The sequence below is a fragment of the Thalassotalea profundi genome, from assembly GCF_014653195.1.
Lineage (GTDB): Bacteria > Pseudomonadota > Gammaproteobacteria > Enterobacterales > Alteromonadaceae > Thalassotalea_B > Thalassotalea_B profundi.
Window position 1 is genome coordinate 189035 of the sequence record NZ_BNAH01000002.1, and the last position, 18456, is coordinate 207490.

Sequence of the window (18456 nt, forward strand, 5' to 3'; positions counted from 1 at the left end):
ATGCGCCAAGTATTTAAGGGATGTGCAAATTACTGGCAAGCTTTTAGAACAACAGTTTCGGGCGTTAATGTTTCATATTTTTGTCAGCATAATAACCGACCTAGATTATTAATACTTGAACTCATCAGGGATTGGTAAATTTTTAGATAATGCTTTAGGGCGTTTCGCATGCCCCTTTCTATGTTCAGCTAGTTGAAATACAAAAGCTAAAATTTGCGCGACTGCTGCAAATAACTCTTCAGGAATTTCATCATCGACTTCTGCTGTGTAATATAAAGAGCGTGCCAGTGCAGGTGATGCAATAATTTCGACATTATGCTCTTTTGCAATGGTACGAATATGTAATGCCATTTGATCCACCCCTTTGGCAACAAGAATTGGCGCGCCAGTGCCTTGAGGATCATATTTTAATGCAACAGAAAAGTGAGTTGGATTAGTAATAACCACATCAGAATCAGGCACTTCAGCCATCATTCGTCGCTGCGACATTTCATATTGTGTACGACGAATACGCCCCTTAATTTCGGGACTACCTTCGGTATTTTTATGTTCGTCTTTAATTTCTTGCTTTGTCATTTTTAATTGACGAGTATGGTTCCACTTTTGATAAGGAGCATCAACGATTACAATAATAATAAGTGAGCATGCTAACACTAGAAACATCCATAAAAGCATTTCTACTGCATGAGAAAAATTAAACGGAATAGCCTCAACACTTAAAGAGAGTATTTGATCAAAAAGGTTATCTAATAATAAATATGCAACAATGAAAACAACAAAAAACTTAAGGATGGATTTGATTAATTCAACATAAGCCTGCACGCCAAACATACGCTTAAACCCAGCTAATGGTGACATTTTACTTAGTTTTGGCGCCATAGCTTCCCACGAAAAGCTCATGCCACCTAACATAGTATTTCCGATAAATGCGGCCACCATGATAATGGCAAAAATCCACATCAATGGAGAAAAGACAGCAGAAACACTTTCACTAACCGCTTGATATAATGCATGTATATCCATAGCTTCTCTACGAGATACACTAAATAAGCGTTTCATCATTTTCGTTAAGTTGTCAACTAAGCTACCACCAACCATCATTAATGCGACTGCGCTGCCAACAAGCACAAATAGCGTTCCTAAATCTTTTGAGCGTGCTATTTGACCTTTTTTTCGTGCATCAGCCAGCTTTTTCGCCGTGGGTTCTTCGGTTTTTTCACCACTACTTTCTTCAGCCATTATTAACTCCCCTGACAGTTGATAAGGTAACAGCTAAAGTCTAATGCGCGTTGCCACTGAGCTTCAAAGTGAATAATAAAATTTCCCATCGTTAGCCACATAATAATCAAACCAGAGCACATGGTAATTGGAAAACCAATCGCAAAGATATTTAATTGAGGGGCCGCACGTGTCATGATCCCAAAAGAAAAATTAACTAATAACATCGCGGTAATGGGCGCCATGGCCAATGATAATGCGGTAGCAAACATCCAACTTCCCCATTCTACAATTTCTTTGTACTTAATGGTTTCAAAGCTTTCTAAAGGTATAGGCAGTGTTTCAAAACTAACGACAACATAATTTAAATAGGCTAAATGCCCATCCATCACCCAAAAAAGTAGTGTTGTTAAAATTAAGAAAAATTGCCCTACGGCTGGAACGTTCATACCACTTGCAGGGTCAACTAATGATGCAAACCCTAACCCCGACTGCATTGCAATAATTTGTCCGGCCAAGGTGAATGTATTCACTACAATAATGGTCACAAAGCCAATCATTACCCCTATCAGAGTTTGTTCTGCTATCAATAATGCCGTTTGTAATGAAACCAATTCATCAACCTTTGTTGGAGGAATAGCTGGCATTATTGCAATAGTGATCGCTAAACAAAGAAAGAGTTTCACTCGTGTAGGAATCGTTTGAGCGCCCAAGCCCATCATTGACATAATCAGTGCAGAAACACGTGCAAAAGGCAGTATAAAATCAGCCATGTACTGATTTATGACTGACTGGGTAAACTCCATTAGCTCACCACAGAGGGGATGCTATTAATTAGCCTTATTGTATAGTCCATTAACTGTTGAACCAGCCAATGTCCACCAACAATTAATGTCAGTAAGGTGACAATTAATCGCGGAAGAAAACTCAGTGTTTGCTCATTTATTGAGGTCGCGGCTTGGAAAACAGCAACAACTAATCCAATAATTAAACTAGGAATAATTGTTGCGCTAACAAGTAGTATTACTAGAAATAATGCATCTCGTAATATATCAACAAAGACCTCAGGGCTCATTACACTGCTCCTAATCCATAACTCGTTGCGATAGTACCTATCACTAAGTTCCAGCCATCTACCAGCACAAATAGCATGAGCTTAAAAGGCAATGATACAATCATGGGGGATAACATCATCATACCCATTGCCATTAAAATACTGGCAACCACTAAATCGATAATTAAAAAAGGAATAAATAGCATAAACCCAATTTGAAATGCTGTTTTTAATTCACTGATAATGAAAGCTGGAATAATAACAGTCATTGGTAAATCTTCTGGTTTGTCTGCTTGTGTGATACCGGCCATATTTGCCAATGTATCTAAATCTTTAATACGAGTTTGTTCAAGCATAAAAGTTCGTAACGGAACTTTAGCTTGATCAACCGCTTCCATCGACGTCATTTGATCCGCCATATAGGGTGCAATAGCACGATCATGTATCTGATTATAAACAGGTGTCATAATAAACAAGGTCATAAACAAGGTTAAGCCTATAATCACTTGATTTGAAGGCGTTTGTTGTAAACCAAAAGCTTGACGAAGTATTGCCATAATCACCACAATACGAGTAAAAGACGTCATCATAATCACGGCCGCTGGAATAAAGCTCAGCGCCGTCATAAAAATGAGTATTTGCAGTGTAATAGAATACTCTTGAGAGCCGTCAGGATTAGTGGTTAATTTTAATGCTGACATTGATAAGTCTTGTGCATAAACACTTTGACTCAACAAACCGGCAATTATAATACCCGTCAGTATTAAAAATTTGCTACCTAAACCTGAACGAGTAAAAGGATTATTTTTTATCATTATTTTCACTCGATTTAGTCAAAAACTTTAACCAGGATGTATTAATATTATTAACAGTGTTGTTGTCTACATCTATAGGCTCATCTAGCGTTTTTAATAAGGTGATTTGCTGTCCACTCACCCCTAGTAGCAGTTGTTGGTTTTGCACTTCAACCACTACCAATCGTTCTTTAGGACCTAATGATAAACTGGTGATCACTTTCATTCCTGAAACTGACTTAGTCGTTAATTGAAACTTTTTGAGTATTAAGGCACTGATTACAATTAATACCAATACCATGAGCAAAGAGACAATCATAGAACCGGCATCTAAATTCGTATTCGCATGCTTGCCGACTTGAACACTACTTTCTTGTGCAATGGTTTCTTGAACAATCTGGTTTTTACCAACATCGGTCTGCGCCATAGCCGACAAGGAAAGTATGCTCATTGTTAGGCATATCAGTATACGTTTAGAAAATTTATTTAAGCTTTTTAATACGTTCAACTTGACTAATAACATCCGTTAATCGAATACCAAATTTATCATTAACTACAACCACTTCGCCATGGGCAATTAATGTACCATTAACGAGTACATCAAGCGCTTCACCCGCGACTCGATCTAACTCAACTACAGACCCCTGATTTAGCTGTAGTAAATTACGAATACTAATATGGCTACGGCCTACTTCCATTGCTATGGTAACAGGAATATCTAGAATCGCATCAAGTTTACGTTTTTCTTCACCCGTAATTGGCGCATCTTCTTCTTGTAATTCATCCAACTCAACAGGTTTGGCTTCCTCAGCCTCGGCTTCAGCTTGCTCTTCCATAGCCTCGTCCCACATGCCTAAATCGTCTTCGTTATCACTCATACCTTTAACCTCAGGTTGTTAATACTCTAAATCATCTTCTAATAGATGTAATTCAGCATCACTGTCCAATCGTTTGCCGCCTTTAGTCAAAATCGTAAGTTCAGATTTAACTGACTCAGGGCGTTTAATTTTCTCTTTTATTTGTAATGCAACATTGTCACGACTCTTACCCAATTTAGCTCTAAACGACGGTAAGTCTTCTATTAATACGGTAATATGCTCTGGCATTTCTATTGGAATGATATCGCCAGCTTTTAAGTCCATTACTTGTTGTAATGAAATATCTACTTCCAAAAATTTTGTGGTTAACTCAACAGGAACATCCATGATTTCATCACGAAGCGCCTTTGACCAACGCATGTCAGTGTCTTCTTTATCACTTTGTACGCCAGCATCCAATAATTCACGTATAGGTTCTAACATTGAATATGGTAAGGCTACGTGGAAATCACCACCACCACCGTCAAGTTCAATATGAAATGAGCTAATCACGACGACTTCTGTAGGACTTACAATATTAGCCATTGAAGGATTCACTTCTGAATCTAAATATTCAAATGACACATCCATTACTGGCGACCAAGCTTCTTTATAGTCTTCAAAAATAAGCTTTAATAGCATTTGAATAATACGGCGTTCCGTTGGTGTAAATTCTCGACCTTCTATTTTTGCATGATAGCGGCCATCACCACCAAAAAAATTATCCACTAATATGAAAACCAAACGCGCTTCCATTGTAATAAGCGCGGTACCTTTTAATGGGCGAAAACGTACCATATTTAAGCTAGTTGGTACGAATAACGTATGTACGTACTCGCCAAATTTAATCATTTGTATGCCGTTAATCGAAACTTCCGCCGTTCGACGCATCATATTAAACAAGCTGATTCGCATATGACGAGCAAAGCGTTCGTTCACCATTTCCAACGTTGGCATACGACCACGTACGATACGATCTTGAGAAGAAAAGTCGTAGTCACTAGTGCCCTTCTTCTCACCAGCGTCTTCAACAATTTCCTCTTCTTCAACTTCATCTACACCATGAAGTAGCGCATCGATTTCGTCTTGTGATAATAAATCGCTCACTCAATAATCTCTTCAGTCTTTATCAAAAAAATCGTACTGCCCTGCATATAAATAAGCGTAATGGGCAAAGTGCATTATTGCATTACAAAACCAGTAAACAATACCTGTTCAATAATTTTACCATCTTCAACTTCAGTCATCACTTTTTGCACTTCAGCTAAAGCCTTCTGTTTCAATGAAGTTTTACCAGCACTCGTTGCTAAGTCATCTGCATTGGACTGTGTGAATACAGCAAGTAAGGTGCTTTCCACTAATGGAATATGCTTTTTAGTGGCTTCTTCATTATTACTACCCCGAACTAATAGCTGAACACGTATTTCAACAAATCGATCTCGTGCCGCACCTGGCACATTAAATCGAAAAGGTCTCGGCATAGGAACATATAATGCAGTTCCCATACTCGCCTGTTCAACGGTTGATTCACCACCTTCAGGTGAGGATTGCCCACTACTTAAAACGGCATCTAACTGTGCTTGAGAAACATCTTCACCACCTGACATAAAAAAGAACGCTACCCCACCACCAATCGCTAAAATAGCGACAATTGCGATGATAATAATCATTTTTTTCTTTTTACCTGATTTATCAAGTTCGAGAGCTTTTTCGTCTGCCATGGTTAATCCTTAATTCTCTATTACGAAATGGGGGTCTTATTCTTAGACTATATCCTTGATCCCATACTCAGCAAAAGTATTTTCTAAAATATCTGTCTATTAAGCATAGTAATCAACACCAGTTGCTGAAGCTTTATACAAATTAGCATTTGCAACTAGTGCCTGTTGACTTTCAAGCTCTCCAGAATTACCGTCATCAAAATGACGACCTTGCCCAGAATTTCCACTTTCGCTACTTGTTTGCTGCTGTTGTTGTTCAACATTAGCATCTCCTACGTCAACACCATTTTGTGCTAACATATCTCTTAATTTTCCCATATTTTGGTCTAGGGCATCTTTAGCTTGCTGATTTTGTACAATAAAGCTAACAGCTGCTTGCTCATTTTGCAGATTAACTTTTACGTGCATGCTACCTAACTCAGGGGGATCTAAGCGAATTTCAACTTGTTGCAATTTTTGACTGATCATAACCATCACTTTATCTTTCACTGCAGCGCTAAAATCTTTTCGATAAATTGAAATTGCCTCGTTATGAAGATTTAGTGTTTTTTTCTGTGTCATTGCATCAATAGCATCACTGGCTGCTTTTTCAATAACTTGTGAAGCAGCTTGTGCTTCGGCTTGTACAAAACTCGTTGAGTGAATATTATTATGCGGATTAATTTCTATCGGTTTAAATACAGAAGTTTCTTTACTTGAAAATGCCGATATAGCATGTTTATTATCTGAAACAACAGCTTCTTGTTGAATACGTTTATCCATATTCAGATCTAACTTATCCTCGGATTCCGTCATTTCTAATGTTTCTGCATCCGCTATATTAATAGTTTTTGTCTCACTATTAGGCTTACCTTGATCAGAGTGTCCATTTTTTTGATTATTGGTGTCACTATTATTGTTATTATTCTGACCTAACTGCTGAGTTATGTTTACGCGTTCGGATAAGTTACTACTATCTTTAGTCTGATAGCTGTTAGTAGAAAAATCTTTAATAACTTCAACACCTTTTGCTGATACTGCCGACTGTTCTACTTCTGTGGACGCGAAATCTAAGCCTTCATTATTTTTTTTAGACTCAATAACTACTTTCTCGTTTTGATTATTAGCCGATACTTTTTCATTTTTTTTATCAGTATTTATATCAAGACCTTTATCACTTAATACTTTAGCTTGTTGTGATGTTTTATTATCATTTGCTTCACTTGTAGCAAGATCACTACTCTCGTCTATAGATTCAACATTACTTTCAATTGAACGTGTGTCTGTAATTTTAGCGTGCCCCGCTAACTCACCTTCCTTACTTAAATTTTTGGAAGAAAGAGATACAATATTTTGTCCATTGAGATCTTCTTTATTTTTTCCACTCTTTGCAGACAATGTGCTCTGTTCCATAGTTTCCACAAGCTCACCTTCAAAATCAGTAACTTGGGGTGATATAGAAATCGATTTATTTTTTGCCTCTTTTGACGCTTTAGACTCATATTTAATCGCAGTGTCTAATTGCTTAATCTCTTCGGAAGACGTATCGCCTGAAAACTTTTCTTTTAATTTAGCTAACTCTTTTTCAGATAAAGTACTCATCTGTGCTAACATTTTTGCTAACTTAGACTCCTCAGTTGTAGACATTCTTTTGTCATCTGTCGGGGTATGATCTGTCGATATTCCCTCTGAAGCTTCTAGCATAGCTAAAAGCTTCAGGTGCTCTGCTTGTTCTGTATTTTTTATATTCTCTTGCGTTGTTGCACTTTTATCCAGAGTATTTGATGCCGTATCAGCATTGACTTTATCTTTACTCTCCGTTGTTTGGCTCTCTTTTTCTGTCACTAAGTTATCATTATCTTGGGCTTCAATATCATGTTCAGCACGTTGAGCATCAATTGCTTCACTCTCTATATTTTCATGATTAAGAGATTCATCAGTTTCGGTAATTGATTGACGAGATCCCGTTGTTGAAGCAACTGATGAGTCATTTTTATTGCCGCTTTTAGGATTACTTTTGCCACGAGCAGCTTGTTGATGCTGATTAATTAAGTCTGAAAATTTACTCGAACTGTCGTTCCATGGTCCTAAAGAGGAGTTAGAACTAACTGTTGATTTATCAGTAGCTTGTATACTATCTATGGATAAAACATTCATTGGTGACATAACAAACCTTCTAATGAAGTAAAAACAAAAAGTAACAATATAACAAGTAAAACTCAGTCTATTCACTTGCCTTCCTCACTAGCTATACAATTATCGTTCCATTATTTATTTCCAGTATAAAAAGGTAAGTTATCATTAAGAAATTACTTTAGCGTACACCACGACGAACATACTGTTGGGTTGAAAATTCATCAAGCATGTTCTGTTCACGTTTATTATTAATTTTTTCTTGTACTTTTATTTTTTGTTGTTGTAAATGCTCTACTGCTTTCACTTTTTGTCGCTGTGTTAACCATTGACTTTTACGCTGTTCAACTAATGCTTTAGCCTGTTTTATAGCTATTTCAACTTGCTCAGCGGCGTTATCTAATTTAGCGATAAAAGCATGAAAATGGCGATAGGTTGCACTATCAATTCCTTCAAGCGATCTTTGATCTAGCCTTCTCATATATTCTAAACGGTAATCACCAACATTTTGTAGACGTAATAAGTTCTGTTGATAGTCTTGCTCAGCTATTTGTAATTGCTGTGCAGCTTTTCTTTCTTTGTCGTACTCATATTTATATAAAATATTTAACTGTTGTAATGACATAGTATTCTTAATTTACCGGCTTATTAGCATTGCTTTGGGCATGAGCTTGTGCTGCCTGTAAAATTTCTTGTAGCTGACTAAGACTTTGATCATATGGAATAACTTCATGCATTTTTTGCTGTAAGAAAAAATTAATCACAGGGTTAAGCTCTATTGCATGATCGATTCTAGGGTCATTACCACGTGTATAAGCACCAATTGAAATTAAATCTTTATTTTGTTGATATAACGAATACATTTGTCGTAACTGTCTTGCTAATTGCTGATGTTCTTCACTAGTAACCATTGGCATTACTCGACTAATTGAACCTTCAATATCAACTGCGGGATAATGTCCTGCATCAGCTAAGTCTCGTGATAAAACGATATGACCATCTAAAATGGCACGAGCAGCGTCGGCTATAGGATCTTGTAAATCATCGCCTTCGGTGAGAACCGTAAAAAATGCAGTTATTGAGCCTTGACCAACACCCCCATTTCCCGCTCGTTCTACTAATTGTGGCAACTTTGAAAAGACAGATGGTGGATAACCTTTAGTTGCTGGTGGCTCTCCTACTGCTAAAGCAATTTCACGCTGTGCTTGTGCATATCGAGTTAAAGAATCAATAAGTAGTAATACATTAAGCCCTTGATCACGAAAATACTCACTAATTTGTACTGCCGTTTCACAACCTTTTAAGCGCATTAAAGGAGAATTATCAGCTGGCGCTGCCACAACAACGGAACGAGTGCGTCCTTGCTCTCCCAATATTTCTTCAATAAACTCTTTTACTTCTCGGCCACGCTCTCCCACTAAACCCACTACAATTACATCGGCAGTAGTACCTTTAGTCATCATCCCCAACAAAACACTTTTACCAACCCCCGAACCAGCAAATAACCCCATTCGCTGACCTTTTCCTACCGTAAGAAAGCTATTAATTGAACGTACACCGACATCTAAAGGCTCACTTATTGCTCGTCTAGCTAAAGGATTTATAAGTTGCGTATTGTAAGAAGCTGCTTCATCAATTTTAATAGGTCCTTTACCATCTATAGGTTTACCTACCCCATCAATAACACGACCGAGTAAGTCCATAGACAATGGTACGCGAGATTTACTGCTAACAGGTACAACGCGAGCACCTGGTAATACACCGCGTAAACTTATTTCTGGCATTAAGTAGGTAGTATCACCTGAAAATCCAACCACTTCTGCGATCAAATCGCCTTGCGCAGTTTCCACTAAGCATTGGCTACCAACAGATGCTTTTACACCAACGGCCTCTAATGTTAAACCAACAACTCTCACTAATCGACCAGCAACAGACAGTTGATGCTTATGCACATAACGCTGGCAATTATCAAGTCGGTTAGTCAGTTTTTGGATATCAAACATTAAATTAAGACCGTAGTTTTTTGACGTTTATGTCATTTTTACTGATGTAAAGCATCTTGCAAAAATGAGTCCAACACTTCTTTTAATTTAGTTTCTAAAGTGAGATCGATATTGGATGTGCTGTTTTCTATTTGGCAACCACCTGGGGTAAGTTGAGGGGCTGCTAATAAACGCCAACCTTGCTCAGTAATAACGTCAGCAGGTACTTCTTTTTCAATTAACTTGATATCATCGGGATGCAATAATATTTGAGTTTGCGCTTCTTGAACAGGTAGGGCTTTCATACCTGCTTTTATCGCTGAAAGAATAATTTCAGGGTTCATTTTTGTTTCATGCAAAGTTACAGCTTCTGTTAGTTTGACTACTAGTTGCAATAATTGCTGTTCAACATGACTTTCTACCACTTTCATAGGCTGATGTAACTGCTCTATAAGTTGTTGCCACTGCTGAGTTAGTTTTTCAATTTCTTCTTTTCCTTGCGCTAACCCCTGTTCTAGTCCATCTTCATGTCCTTTAGTCACACCTTCTTCATGGCCCGATTTCAGGCCTTTCTCAAAGCCGGCAGTAAAACCTTCTTCTTTCCCTTGATTAAAGCCTTCTTCATGGGCTGCTTGTCTGATTGATTCAATTTCATCAGCAGTTAACGGAGCAAGTACCGGCTCATCTACTTCTGGTGGTTCATAAACCCAAGTAGATTTTTTACCAAATGCATTGGTTTTTTCATTTTCCACTGATGTCTCTTGAGTGACATCCGGTAACGACCACACATCAAGGTCTTGGTCATCAGATAACTTTACTACCTGTTCTAATGAGTTGTTTGAATTGAAGTTTTTCATTTTCTTAACAACTTTTATTTACGAATAATTGACAGGAGTTATAGGAATTCATCACCACCACCGGCACCACCTAGCATAATTTCACCCGCATCAGATAAGCGACGAGCTATTGACAATATTTCTTTTTGAGCTGCTTCCACTTCACTAATACGTACAGGTCCCATGGCTTCTAAATCATCAGCCATCATTTCCGCGGCACGTTTAGACATATTTTTCATTATTTTTTCTTTCAACACTTCGTCAGCACCTTTGATTGCTTTCATGAGTGCATCTTGTTGAACTTCACGTAAAATCGCCTGAATACCTCTATCATCGACATCTGCAAGGTTTTCAAAGACAAACATTAAATCTTGAATCTGTTGACTCATTTCTTCATCATGTTCGCGAATTGCATCCATTAATACGCCCTCAATATTAGTATCAAGGTAGTTCATAATATCAGCAGCAGCTTTTAAGCCGCCCATCTTCGCTGCTTGCGCACCCGCCTGACCTGCAAATTGTTTTTCCATGATTTCATTTAGTTCTTGTAAAGCGGCTGGTTGAACTTCTTCTAAATTAGCAATGCGCATCATAAGGTCAAGGCGCACTTTATCAGCAAATTGACTCATAATTTCTGCTGATTGTTCTGGTTCTAAATAAGACAGTACAATGGTTTGAATCTGAGGATGTTCATTACGAATGATATTAGCTACTTGCTTAGAGTCCATCCATTTTAATGAATCTAAACCTTTAGCTCCGCCTCCCATTACAATTTGATCTATTAGGTTACCAGCTTTATCTTCACCTAATGCCGCTGTTAAAGCTCGACGAACAAACTCTTCGCTTTGGAACCCTATCGTACTGAAATTTTGAATTTCATTAATAAACAGCTTATGGACTGCGGTGATTTTTTCTTGAGTAAAATCTTCCATAGCCGCCATGACCATACCAACTTGCTGAACTTGCTTTGGCTCAAGGTGCTTTAAAATTTGCGCAGCGTCTTCTTCTGATAAGCTTAATAGCAGAATGGCAGCTTTTTCTGTACCGTCTAATTTATCAACATCAAAACCAACCGGTGCAGTCATTGTTTGGGTTTCATCACTCATCTTCGTTCAACCAACTTTTAACAACTTGCGACGATAATTCAGGTTCGTTAGCCACTAAAGCACGAACCGCTTTTAGTATATCTTCATCTCGATGAAGGTCTGGTAACTGTAAACTACCATCTGGTGCAAAACCAACAGCTCCCGCATCAAACTCTGATGTCAGCATATCCATGGTTTCATCACCTAAATCAATATGACTATCAAGTGATTTGTCACCGTATTCAGATGGCGATTGATCTGGATAAATTAAGCGTTTTAACATCGGACGCACTACAGCTAAGATTAGCACAATGATGACTAAACCGCCCATGCCTAACTTTAAGGCTTTCCAAAACCAAGGTTCTTCATAGAATTCAGGTTCGACAACTTCAGGCTCAGCAATACGAGAAAATGGTAATGTCACCACCTCTAAAGTATCACCTCTTTGCATATTAAAGCCAATACTACCTTGAAGTAAGCGACGTATATTTGACAGTTCTTGTACTGAGCGTGGTGATTGATCTACTTGACCTTCAGCGTTCACATTATTGATGTAATCTAATGCAACCGACACACTAATACGACGAATAACACCTGTTTGCTGTTTAACATAACTAATAGATTCATCAAGCTCGTAATTTTTAGTCGATTCTAAATGATTACTACTGGGCATTGATTTTTGCTGGCCACCACCTGCATTTTCTGGAATATCTGAATCTAAAGGAGGTTGATTAGTTAACGCGCCTGGAATACCACCTAAAGCCCCCCCAATAGTATTATTTTCTACTTTCATTTCACTACGAAGTGCAGGTAAGTCTGGATTATAACGACGTTGTGTTTCTTCAGTATTGGTAAAGTCCATAGTTACATCGACTTGCGCGGTATAATTACCTAAACCTACGACGGGAATCAATATGGTATCAAGCTTATCCATATATTCTTTTTCACGTTTTTGTTCTATTTCAAATTCTTTTCTTGAACGAGATGAAATCGAGTCTTGGGAGCCTGAATTAAGTAAGCGACCATTTTGATCAGTTACCGTCACTCTGTTGGGATCAAGGTTTTGAACAGCTGACGCAACGATATCAACGACAGAATCAACCTCTTCTTCTGATAACAATCTTCCTCTTTGCATAGTTAAAACAACTGTTGCAGAAGGTGAACTTTTACGTTTTGCAAAAACATTTTCACGTGGAATTGCTAATAACACCTTAGCACGTGATACTTTTTGTAGCTCTTCAATTGTTCTTGCTAATTGCTGTTCTCGGGAGTGTTTTAAGCGCTCACTTTCTAAGCGTTGGCTTACACCAAACCCCATATCTTGCATAATAATTTCATTACCTTCTTCAGGTTGTTCATCTAAACCTTCACGAGCAAGTAATAATTTTACATTTTGATATTCATCAACCCGAACTGAAATAGTGTTATTTTCTTGAATATATTCAACTTTGTTGGCATCAAGAAAATCCATGGTTTTGATGAGTTGTTCGGTAGGCTGTTTAGATAAGAAGCGAAATTCAGGCTGATTTGCCCATAAGATAACAAATACAGCAATAGCTAAACATATAGCTAAAGCCATAATTAAAGTTAGCTGACGCAATACATCAACATTGCCCATTGCTGCAGCAAAACCTGATTTTTGCTCCTCAATATCTGACTCGCCATTATCGTTATCATTGACAACTAGATCTGTACTAGTATCTGATGAAACCATTGCTGTATTGGTATCTGCCACGTTACGTCTCCGCTTTCAATTGATGCTTATATATTGCGTTGTTTAGTAACACTAAACTGGCATACTCATTATTTCTTTGTAGGCTTCCACAAATTTATTGCGAACCTGTACTGTTGCGTCAAATGCGACACTTGATTTTGAAGCCGCTATCATAGTGTCAGCTAACGTCACACTACGATCGCCCATTTCAAAGGCGGTGCGTTTAGCCCCAGTCTCTTGTTGAAGTTCATTAACCGTATTAACCGCATCTTTTAACATTGAAGCAAAGTTAGATGTTGAATTATTTGCAGGTGTTACGGCATTGACGAGATCACTATTAGCCTCTACAGGAAAACGTTTTCCTGTTGCTTCTAACGACATGCTTTGCATTTGCGTATAGAGTGAATTTGCTTTGATATCCATAACCTACTCTCTTGTGTCAATTTATTGTTTAATTAACGATTAAGAGTAGTAAAGCAAGCTTGATGCCAAGAAATCCAAATAGTAAAGACAATAAAAAATGACACCTAACCTATTGATTATGTGTCATTTAAAAATTTGAAACATCTCTTAAATATATGTATTTAACTTAAGCTGGGATTTGGATTCCACTATCTCGCATACGTGCAATTTTATAACGTAGTGTTCGTGGGCTAATACCTAATCGTTCGGCTACCGCTTTACGACTCCCATGACAAGCATGTAAAGTATCTAAAATAATTTGATGCTCTTGTAATTTTAATTCACTACCTAATTTATCCTCTGTTAGCTGCGACTCAACAGGATCGGTAACAATTGCAGTATCAAAATTTTCAATTAAAATATCTGCCGCATCAATTTTATGTTCACTATGTAAAATAAGTGCCCGTTGCATTACATTATCAAGCTCACGAACATTACCTGGCCAATGATAAGCCATCAATTTGCTACGTGCTGATGCGGTAAAATCCGGTATAACTTTCCCATTTTTTTGACAAACGCGTTCAATTATATGTTTTGCTAGTGGAAATATATCATCGCGACGCTCTGCTAATGGTAACCAAGTTAAAGGAAATACATTTAGACGATAGTACAAATCTTCTCTAAAAATACCTTCTTTTACTGCTTCACGTAGATCTCTGTTACTAGTTGCAATAACACGCACATCTAATTGAATTGTTTTACGCCCGCCAAGTCGCTCAACCTCACGCTCTTGAAGTACACGTAAAATTTTTGCTTGTAGACCTAAATCCATCTCTGTAATTTCATCAAGTAAAATTGTGCCGCCTTGCGCCTGTTCAAATTTACCCGGACATGCTTGTACAGCTCCAGTAAACGCACCTTTTTCATAACCAAATAACGTGGCCTCTAGCATATTTTCAGGTATAGCTGCACAGTTAATTGCCACAAAAGGTTTAAGTGCTCTAGCTGAGTGTTTATGTACATATTGCGCAAGTACCTCTTTGCCTGAACCACTAGGACCAAGCACCATAACTGAAGCATCCGTAGTGGCCACTTTACGTGCTAAGTTGAGTAATTCAATACTTTGTTTATCTTGTGCAATAGGATCTTCACCATCATTAATATTTAATGGCAAATATTGATTGACCATATTAAGTAAAACTTCAGGTGCAAAAGGCTTTGCCATGTAATTACAAGCACCGTCTTTCATTGCTTGTACAGCATCATCAATAGTGCCGTATGCAGTCATAATTAATACTGGAATTTGTGCATTGGTATTTTTGATGGATTTAAGCAATGAAAGCCCTGACATGCCGCCCATTTGTACATCACTAACAATTAAATCAATCTGATGGTTTTTTAATAAGAGTAAAGCTTCTTCACCAGACTCAGCTTCAATACAGTGGTAACCAGCAATGGCCAAAGTATCAATTAATGCCTCTCTTAATCCGGCATCATCTTCTACCACTAAGATTTTACTTTGATTCATAAGTATTCTCCTACGACGCTGATTTAAACATGTTTTTGTTTATAAATTCATGGGAATGCTGTTGTTCTTCTTGCTTTACCTTTTCAGTAAGCAAGGGAAGCTTCATACAAAAGTGAGCTCCTTCACCAGCATCACTTAGCAACTGAACATCACCTTGATGAGCATTTACGACCGATTTGACCACTGCAAGTCCCAAACCTGTACCATTTACTCTTGAGGTATAAAACGGCTCAAATATTTTATTGGCTAACGCACTTTCTATACCTTTTCCATTATCTATCACGCTGATAAAGGCATGTTCATTATGACAGCGAGATTCTATGCGAATTTCCGCTTGATCTGGGATCACTTGTAAGGCGTTGTGAATTAAATTTACAATAGCGCCACTAAGAGCGCGCTTATTACCTAGTATTTGGCAATCATCAGGGCAAGGTTTAATAATCAGTTTTGCATTAGCTTTTTTAATTAACGCTTCAACACTGTTACTTGACTCTAACACTAATTGATTAATAGAAATGGGCTCAACTACTTGCTGCTTACCGCTTTTAGCAAATAACAACATATCGTTTACTTGCTGTTCAAGATCTTCTAATCTCGACATTAATTTATGCTGAAAGGCTTCCCTATCTTCTGTTTTTAACGTTTTATTTTTTAAGTTAGCTCCATATAGCATTGCCGCGGACAAAGGGGTTCTTATCTGATGAGCAAGCTTAGAGACCATTTGCCCTAAAGAAGACAAACGTTGCAATTGCCCTAACTTATCTTGCAATAATCTAGTTTCAGTTAAATCGGTAATAAGTATTAATTGACCGGGTTGATCAACAAGAGGGGTAATTTCAAGCTTCACTCGACGACCATCTTTTAGTGAAACTTCATGCCAATCATCTGCTCTAGGTTTAAATGAACGACGAATTACATCAAACCACGGCTGTCCTAAAATAGGTTCATCAAGTAACTGACTCGCTATTTTATTAATTTTTATAACAATGCCATCGCCATCAAGCAACACCATACCTGAGGGCATAACATTAATAACTTGTGCCAACTGTTCCGATTGCTGACGTAATAATGCTAATTCACCATGGTAGCTTTCACGCTGTAATGTACAGGTGTCATTATAATATTTGGGCGAACGCATAGACACCTGAGCAGATTTAAGCAAAGGAGATTGATTAATGCTATTGGATTCTGTTGAATATGCCACTGTCATAATTCTTACCTATTTAACGATAACAACCAAACAATGCACTTTTCATACCACAACAAAAACACCTATAAAACATACACTTAAAGTATGAGTTATGAGTAATTGATTATGTCAAATAATTGGCTTAAACAAGCTGGAGTTGTCAATACCCAAGGATAAGAGAGGGGTTAAAACTGTAAGTATAGAGAAACCACTAACGTTTCTTTATATCAGTTTTTTTGTAGATTATATTTACGCATTTTTTCAACTAACGTCGTGCGACGCATACCCAATAACTCTGCCGATCGCGCCACTACCCAATCATTTTTATCTAACGCTTGGGTGATCATAGACACTTCTATATCAGCGAGTAATTCTTTTAAATTAACTCCTTCATTAGGCAGTAAATCAAGCGCTTTATTAGTAGTCTCAGAATTTTCTTCATCATCAAATGCGTCATCTTCAAATGAATCATCGTCGTCATAATCAAAGCCCGCAAATAACTCATTAATAGCTTCACGTTCTTGCAATTCTTCAGGGTATTGCGGCTGATATTCTTCCACATCAATATGACGATATTTAGCGGGCAACTCGCTTACATTAACGATTTGCTCACCAAACATAATGATCATGCGCTCAATTAAATTTGATAGTTCTCTAACGTTACCTGCCCAATCATGTTCTTGTAATGAAGCAATAGCCTGTTCAGTAAACCTGACTGACTTACCCTGTTCATGCTCAAAGCGTGTAATTAACTCCTGTAATAACAAAGGAATATCTTCTTTACGCTCTCTTAATGAAGGTGTTTCTATAGGAAAAACATTCAATCGATAATACAAATCTTCTCTGAATTCATTGGTTTTGATCATGCTTTCTAAATGCTGATGAGTAGCCGCTATAATACGAACATCAGCTTTAATGCTTTTTGCTCCGCCAACACGTTCAAAGGTTCTTTCTTGTAAGACACGTAAGAGTTTGACCTGCATCGGCTGTGGCATATCACCGATTTCATCAAGAAATAAAGTACCGCCTTCAGCTAACTCAAATCGCCCTTTTCTTGTAGAAATAGCGCCAGTAAATGCCCCTTTCTCATGACCAAATAATTCACTTTCCAATAAATCAGGTGGAATTGCGCCACAATTAACCGGAACAAAAGGACCTTTTTGTCGCTCAGATAAATTATGGATATTGCGAGCAACTACTTCTTTACCTGTACCTGACTCCCCCAAAATTAATACATTCGCTTGTGTACTTGCCACTTGCTCAATTAAGAAACGTACTTGTTGCATGGCACTACTAGCACCAACTAATGAGCGAAATAATAAACTATTACCTGCATTTTTAACGCGCTTATTCGGCATTTTATTATGATACTGATGACAATGATGGATCATCTCAGTCAGTTGCGCATAGTTTAAGGGGGTAGTTACATCACCCAACAAATTAACACGATCAATAATTGCATGTTTATCAACCACATCATGGGTGATAAAAGGACAGGCAGGGTGAGCTTTAACTATATCGGCTAAATTATCTGATACGTTACCAGACAGTATCACGGTGAGAATATTTTCATGTCTTGCAAAATATTGCTCAACTTCATCTTCATTACAGCAATAAAAATGCTCTCCAATAAATGCAAGAACGGTTGCTAATTGCTCTTGTCGAGAGCTTTGATTATCAACAACTAAAATATATTTTTGACCTTGCATAATAGATTGAAAAACCGACAATTTATATTAATTATGTAATGATTCTAACCCGTAGAGATAATCTTTCAACAAAAAATTGACACCAATTTGTCATTTATTTGACTAAACAATAGATTTATAACGATAAAATGACGAAATTAACGAATTTATTTATACAACAATTGGCGTGTAATTTGCTTTTACTCATTAATAATAGCGATTTACAATAATCAATATTCTTTTTAACGTCGCAATGCTATATCCTCAGGTTAAGAA

Annotated in this window: 18 protein-coding genes; all 18 read right to left on the reverse strand. The window is 37.5% G+C overall.

Annotated elements, in window-relative coordinates; all coding sequences use genetic code 11:
* Positions 1-108 precede the first annotated feature (108 nt).
* Complete coding sequence (gene flhB, locus IE155_RS02990; RefSeq protein ID WP_189376620.1) at positions 109-1239, reverse strand: flagellar biosynthesis protein FlhB; 1131 nt, start codon at positions 1237-1239, stop codon at positions 109-111.
* A 2-nt stretch (positions 1240-1241) separates the two neighbouring features.
* Positions 1242-2024: a flagellar biosynthetic protein FliR gene (gene fliR / locus IE155_RS02995; protein ID WP_189376621.1), complete on the reverse strand. Its 783-nt coding sequence runs from the start codon at positions 2022-2024 to the stop codon at positions 1242-1244.
* Positions 2024-2293: a flagellar biosynthesis protein FliQ gene (gene fliQ / locus IE155_RS03000; protein WP_189376622.1), complete on the reverse strand. Its 270-nt coding sequence runs from the start codon at positions 2291-2293 to the stop codon at positions 2024-2026. Before fliQ ends, fliR begins: the two co-directional genes overlap by 1 nt.
* Positions 2293-3087, reverse strand: coding sequence for a flagellar type III secretion system pore protein FliP (gene fliP, locus IE155_RS03005; RefSeq protein ID WP_189376623.1), 795 nt, complete (start codon positions 3085-3087; stop codon positions 2293-2295). The genes fliQ and fliP overlap by 1 nt, the downstream gene beginning before the upstream one ends.
* Positions 3074-3517: a flagellar biosynthetic protein FliO gene (gene fliO / locus IE155_RS03010; RefSeq protein ID WP_189376624.1), complete on the reverse strand. Its 444-nt coding sequence runs from the start codon at positions 3515-3517 to the stop codon at positions 3074-3076. The genes fliP and fliO overlap by 14 nt, the downstream gene beginning before the upstream one ends.
* A 31-nt stretch (positions 3518-3548) precedes the next feature.
* On the reverse strand, positions 3549-3944 hold the full coding sequence (fliN, locus tag IE155_RS03015; RefSeq protein ID WP_189376625.1) for a flagellar motor switch protein FliN: 396 nt from the start codon (positions 3942-3944) through the stop codon (positions 3549-3551).
* A gap of 18 nt (positions 3945-3962) precedes the next feature.
* Positions 3963-5030: a flagellar motor switch protein FliM gene (gene fliM / locus IE155_RS03020; RefSeq protein WP_189376626.1), complete on the reverse strand. Its 1068-nt coding sequence runs from the start codon at positions 5028-5030 to the stop codon at positions 3963-3965.
* Between the two features lie 74 nt (positions 5031-5104).
* A complete protein-coding gene (fliL, locus tag IE155_RS03025) occupies positions 5105-5644 on the reverse strand; it encodes a flagellar basal body-associated protein FliL (RefSeq protein ID WP_189376627.1) in 540 nt (179 codons plus the stop codon).
* A 99-nt stretch (positions 5645-5743) separates the two neighbouring features.
* Entirely contained in the window at positions 5744-7789 is a 2046-nt protein-coding gene (locus IE155_RS03030; RefSeq protein ID WP_189376628.1) for a flagellar hook-length control protein FliK, read from the reverse strand.
* Between the two features lie 148 nt (positions 7790-7937).
* On the reverse strand, positions 7938-8381 hold the full coding sequence (gene fliJ / locus IE155_RS03035) for a flagellar export protein FliJ (protein WP_189376629.1): 444 nt from the start codon (positions 8379-8381) through the stop codon (positions 7938-7940).
* Positions 8382-8388: 7 nt separating this feature from the next.
* Positions 8389-9759, reverse strand: coding sequence for a flagellar protein export ATPase FliI (fliI, locus tag IE155_RS03040; protein WP_189376630.1), 1371 nt, complete (start codon positions 9757-9759; stop codon positions 8389-8391).
* Positions 9760-9797: 38 nt separating this feature from the next.
* Positions 9798-10595 (reverse strand): flagellar assembly protein FliH, encoded by a 798-nt coding sequence (fliH, locus tag IE155_RS03045; RefSeq protein WP_189376631.1) that lies wholly within the window; start codon positions 10593-10595, stop codon positions 9798-9800.
* Between the two features lie 38 nt (positions 10596-10633).
* The gene (gene fliG / locus IE155_RS03050) at positions 10634-11680 is read right to left on the reverse strand and encodes a flagellar motor switch protein FliG (RefSeq protein WP_189376632.1); all 1047 of its coding nucleotides are present in this window, start codon (positions 11678-11680) and stop codon (positions 10634-10636) included.
* Positions 11673-13373: a flagellar basal-body MS-ring/collar protein FliF gene (fliF, locus tag IE155_RS03055; RefSeq protein ID WP_189376814.1), complete on the reverse strand. Its 1701-nt coding sequence runs from the start codon at positions 13371-13373 to the stop codon at positions 11673-11675. Before fliF ends, fliG begins: the two co-directional genes overlap by 8 nt.
* 72 nt (positions 13374-13445) lie before the next feature.
* On the reverse strand, positions 13446-13796 hold the full coding sequence (gene fliE / locus IE155_RS03060; RefSeq protein ID WP_189376633.1) for a flagellar hook-basal body complex protein FliE: 351 nt from the start codon (positions 13794-13796) through the stop codon (positions 13446-13448).
* 166 nt (positions 13797-13962) lie between these two features.
* The gene (locus IE155_RS03065) at positions 13963-15303 is read right to left on the reverse strand and encodes a sigma-54-dependent transcriptional regulator (RefSeq protein WP_189376634.1); all 1341 of its coding nucleotides are present in this window, start codon (positions 15301-15303) and stop codon (positions 13963-13965) included.
* A gap of 10 nt (positions 15304-15313) precedes the next feature.
* On the reverse strand, positions 15314-16441 hold the full coding sequence (locus IE155_RS03070; protein WP_189376815.1) for a sensor histidine kinase: 1128 nt from the start codon (positions 16439-16441) through the stop codon (positions 15314-15316).
* Positions 16442-16719: 278 nt separating this feature from the next.
* Positions 16720-18201, reverse strand: a complete 1482-nt coding sequence (locus IE155_RS03075) for a sigma-54 dependent transcriptional regulator (RefSeq protein ID WP_189376635.1) — start codon at positions 18199-18201, stop codon at positions 16720-16722.
* Positions 18202-18456: the final 255 nt, after the last annotated feature.

Bases quoted from the DNA above. Each gene is read 5' to 3' on its own strand.
- flhB (WP_189376620.1), bottom strand. From the start codon at position 1,239: ATGGCTGAAGAAAGTAGTGGTGAAAAAACCGAAGAACCCACGGCGAAA.
- fliR (WP_189376621.1), bottom strand. From the start codon at position 2,024: ATGGAGTTTACCCAGTCAGTCATAAATCAGTACATGGCTGATTTTATA.
- fliQ (WP_189376622.1), bottom strand. From the start codon at position 2,293: ATGAGCCCTGAGGTCTTTGTTGATATATTACGAGATGCATTATTTCTA.
- fliP (WP_189376623.1), bottom strand. From the start codon at position 3,087: ATGATAAAAAATAATCCTTTTACTCGTTCAGGTTTAGGTAGCAAATTT.
- fliO (WP_189376624.1), bottom strand. From the start codon at position 3,517: ATGAGCATACTTTCCTTGTCGGCTATGGCGCAGACCGATGTTGGTAAA.
- fliN (WP_189376625.1), bottom strand. From the start codon at position 3,944: ATGAGTGATAACGAAGACGATTTAGGCATGTGGGACGAGGCTATGGAA.
- fliL (WP_189376627.1), bottom strand. From the start codon at position 5,644: ATGGCAGACGAAAAAGCTCTCGAACTTGATAAATCAGGTAAAAAGAAA.
- IE155_RS03030 (WP_189376628.1), bottom strand. From the start codon at position 7,789: ATGTCACCAATGAATGTTTTATCCATAGATAGTATACAAGCTACTGAT.
- fliJ (WP_189376629.1), bottom strand. From the start codon at position 8,381: ATGTCATTACAACAGTTAAATATTTTATATAAATATGAGTACGACAAA.
- fliI (WP_189376630.1), bottom strand. From the start codon at position 9,759: ATGTTTGATATCCAAAAACTGACTAACCGACTTGATAATTGCCAGCGT.
- fliH (WP_189376631.1), bottom strand. From the start codon at position 10,595: ATGAAAAACTTCAATTCAAACAACTCATTAGAACAGGTAGTAAAGTTA.
- fliG (WP_189376632.1), bottom strand. From the start codon at position 11,680: ATGAGTGATGAAACCCAAACAATGACTGCACCGGTTGGTTTTGATGTT.
- fliF (WP_189376814.1), bottom strand. From the start codon at position 13,373: ATGGTTTCATCAGATACTAGTACAGATCTAGTTGTCAATGATAACGAT.
- fliE (WP_189376633.1), bottom strand. From the start codon at position 13,796: ATGGATATCAAAGCAAATTCACTCTATACGCAAATGCAAAGCATGTCG.
- IE155_RS03065 (WP_189376634.1), bottom strand. From the start codon at position 15,303: ATGAATCAAAGTAAAATCTTAGTGGTAGAAGATGATGCCGGATTAAGA.
- IE155_RS03070 (WP_189376815.1), bottom strand. From the start codon at position 16,441: ATGCGTTCGCCCAAATATTATAATGACACCTGTACATTACAGCGTGAA.
- IE155_RS03075 (WP_189376635.1), bottom strand. From the start codon at position 18,201: ATGCAAGGTCAAAAATATATTTTAGTTGTTGATAATCAAAGCTCTCGA.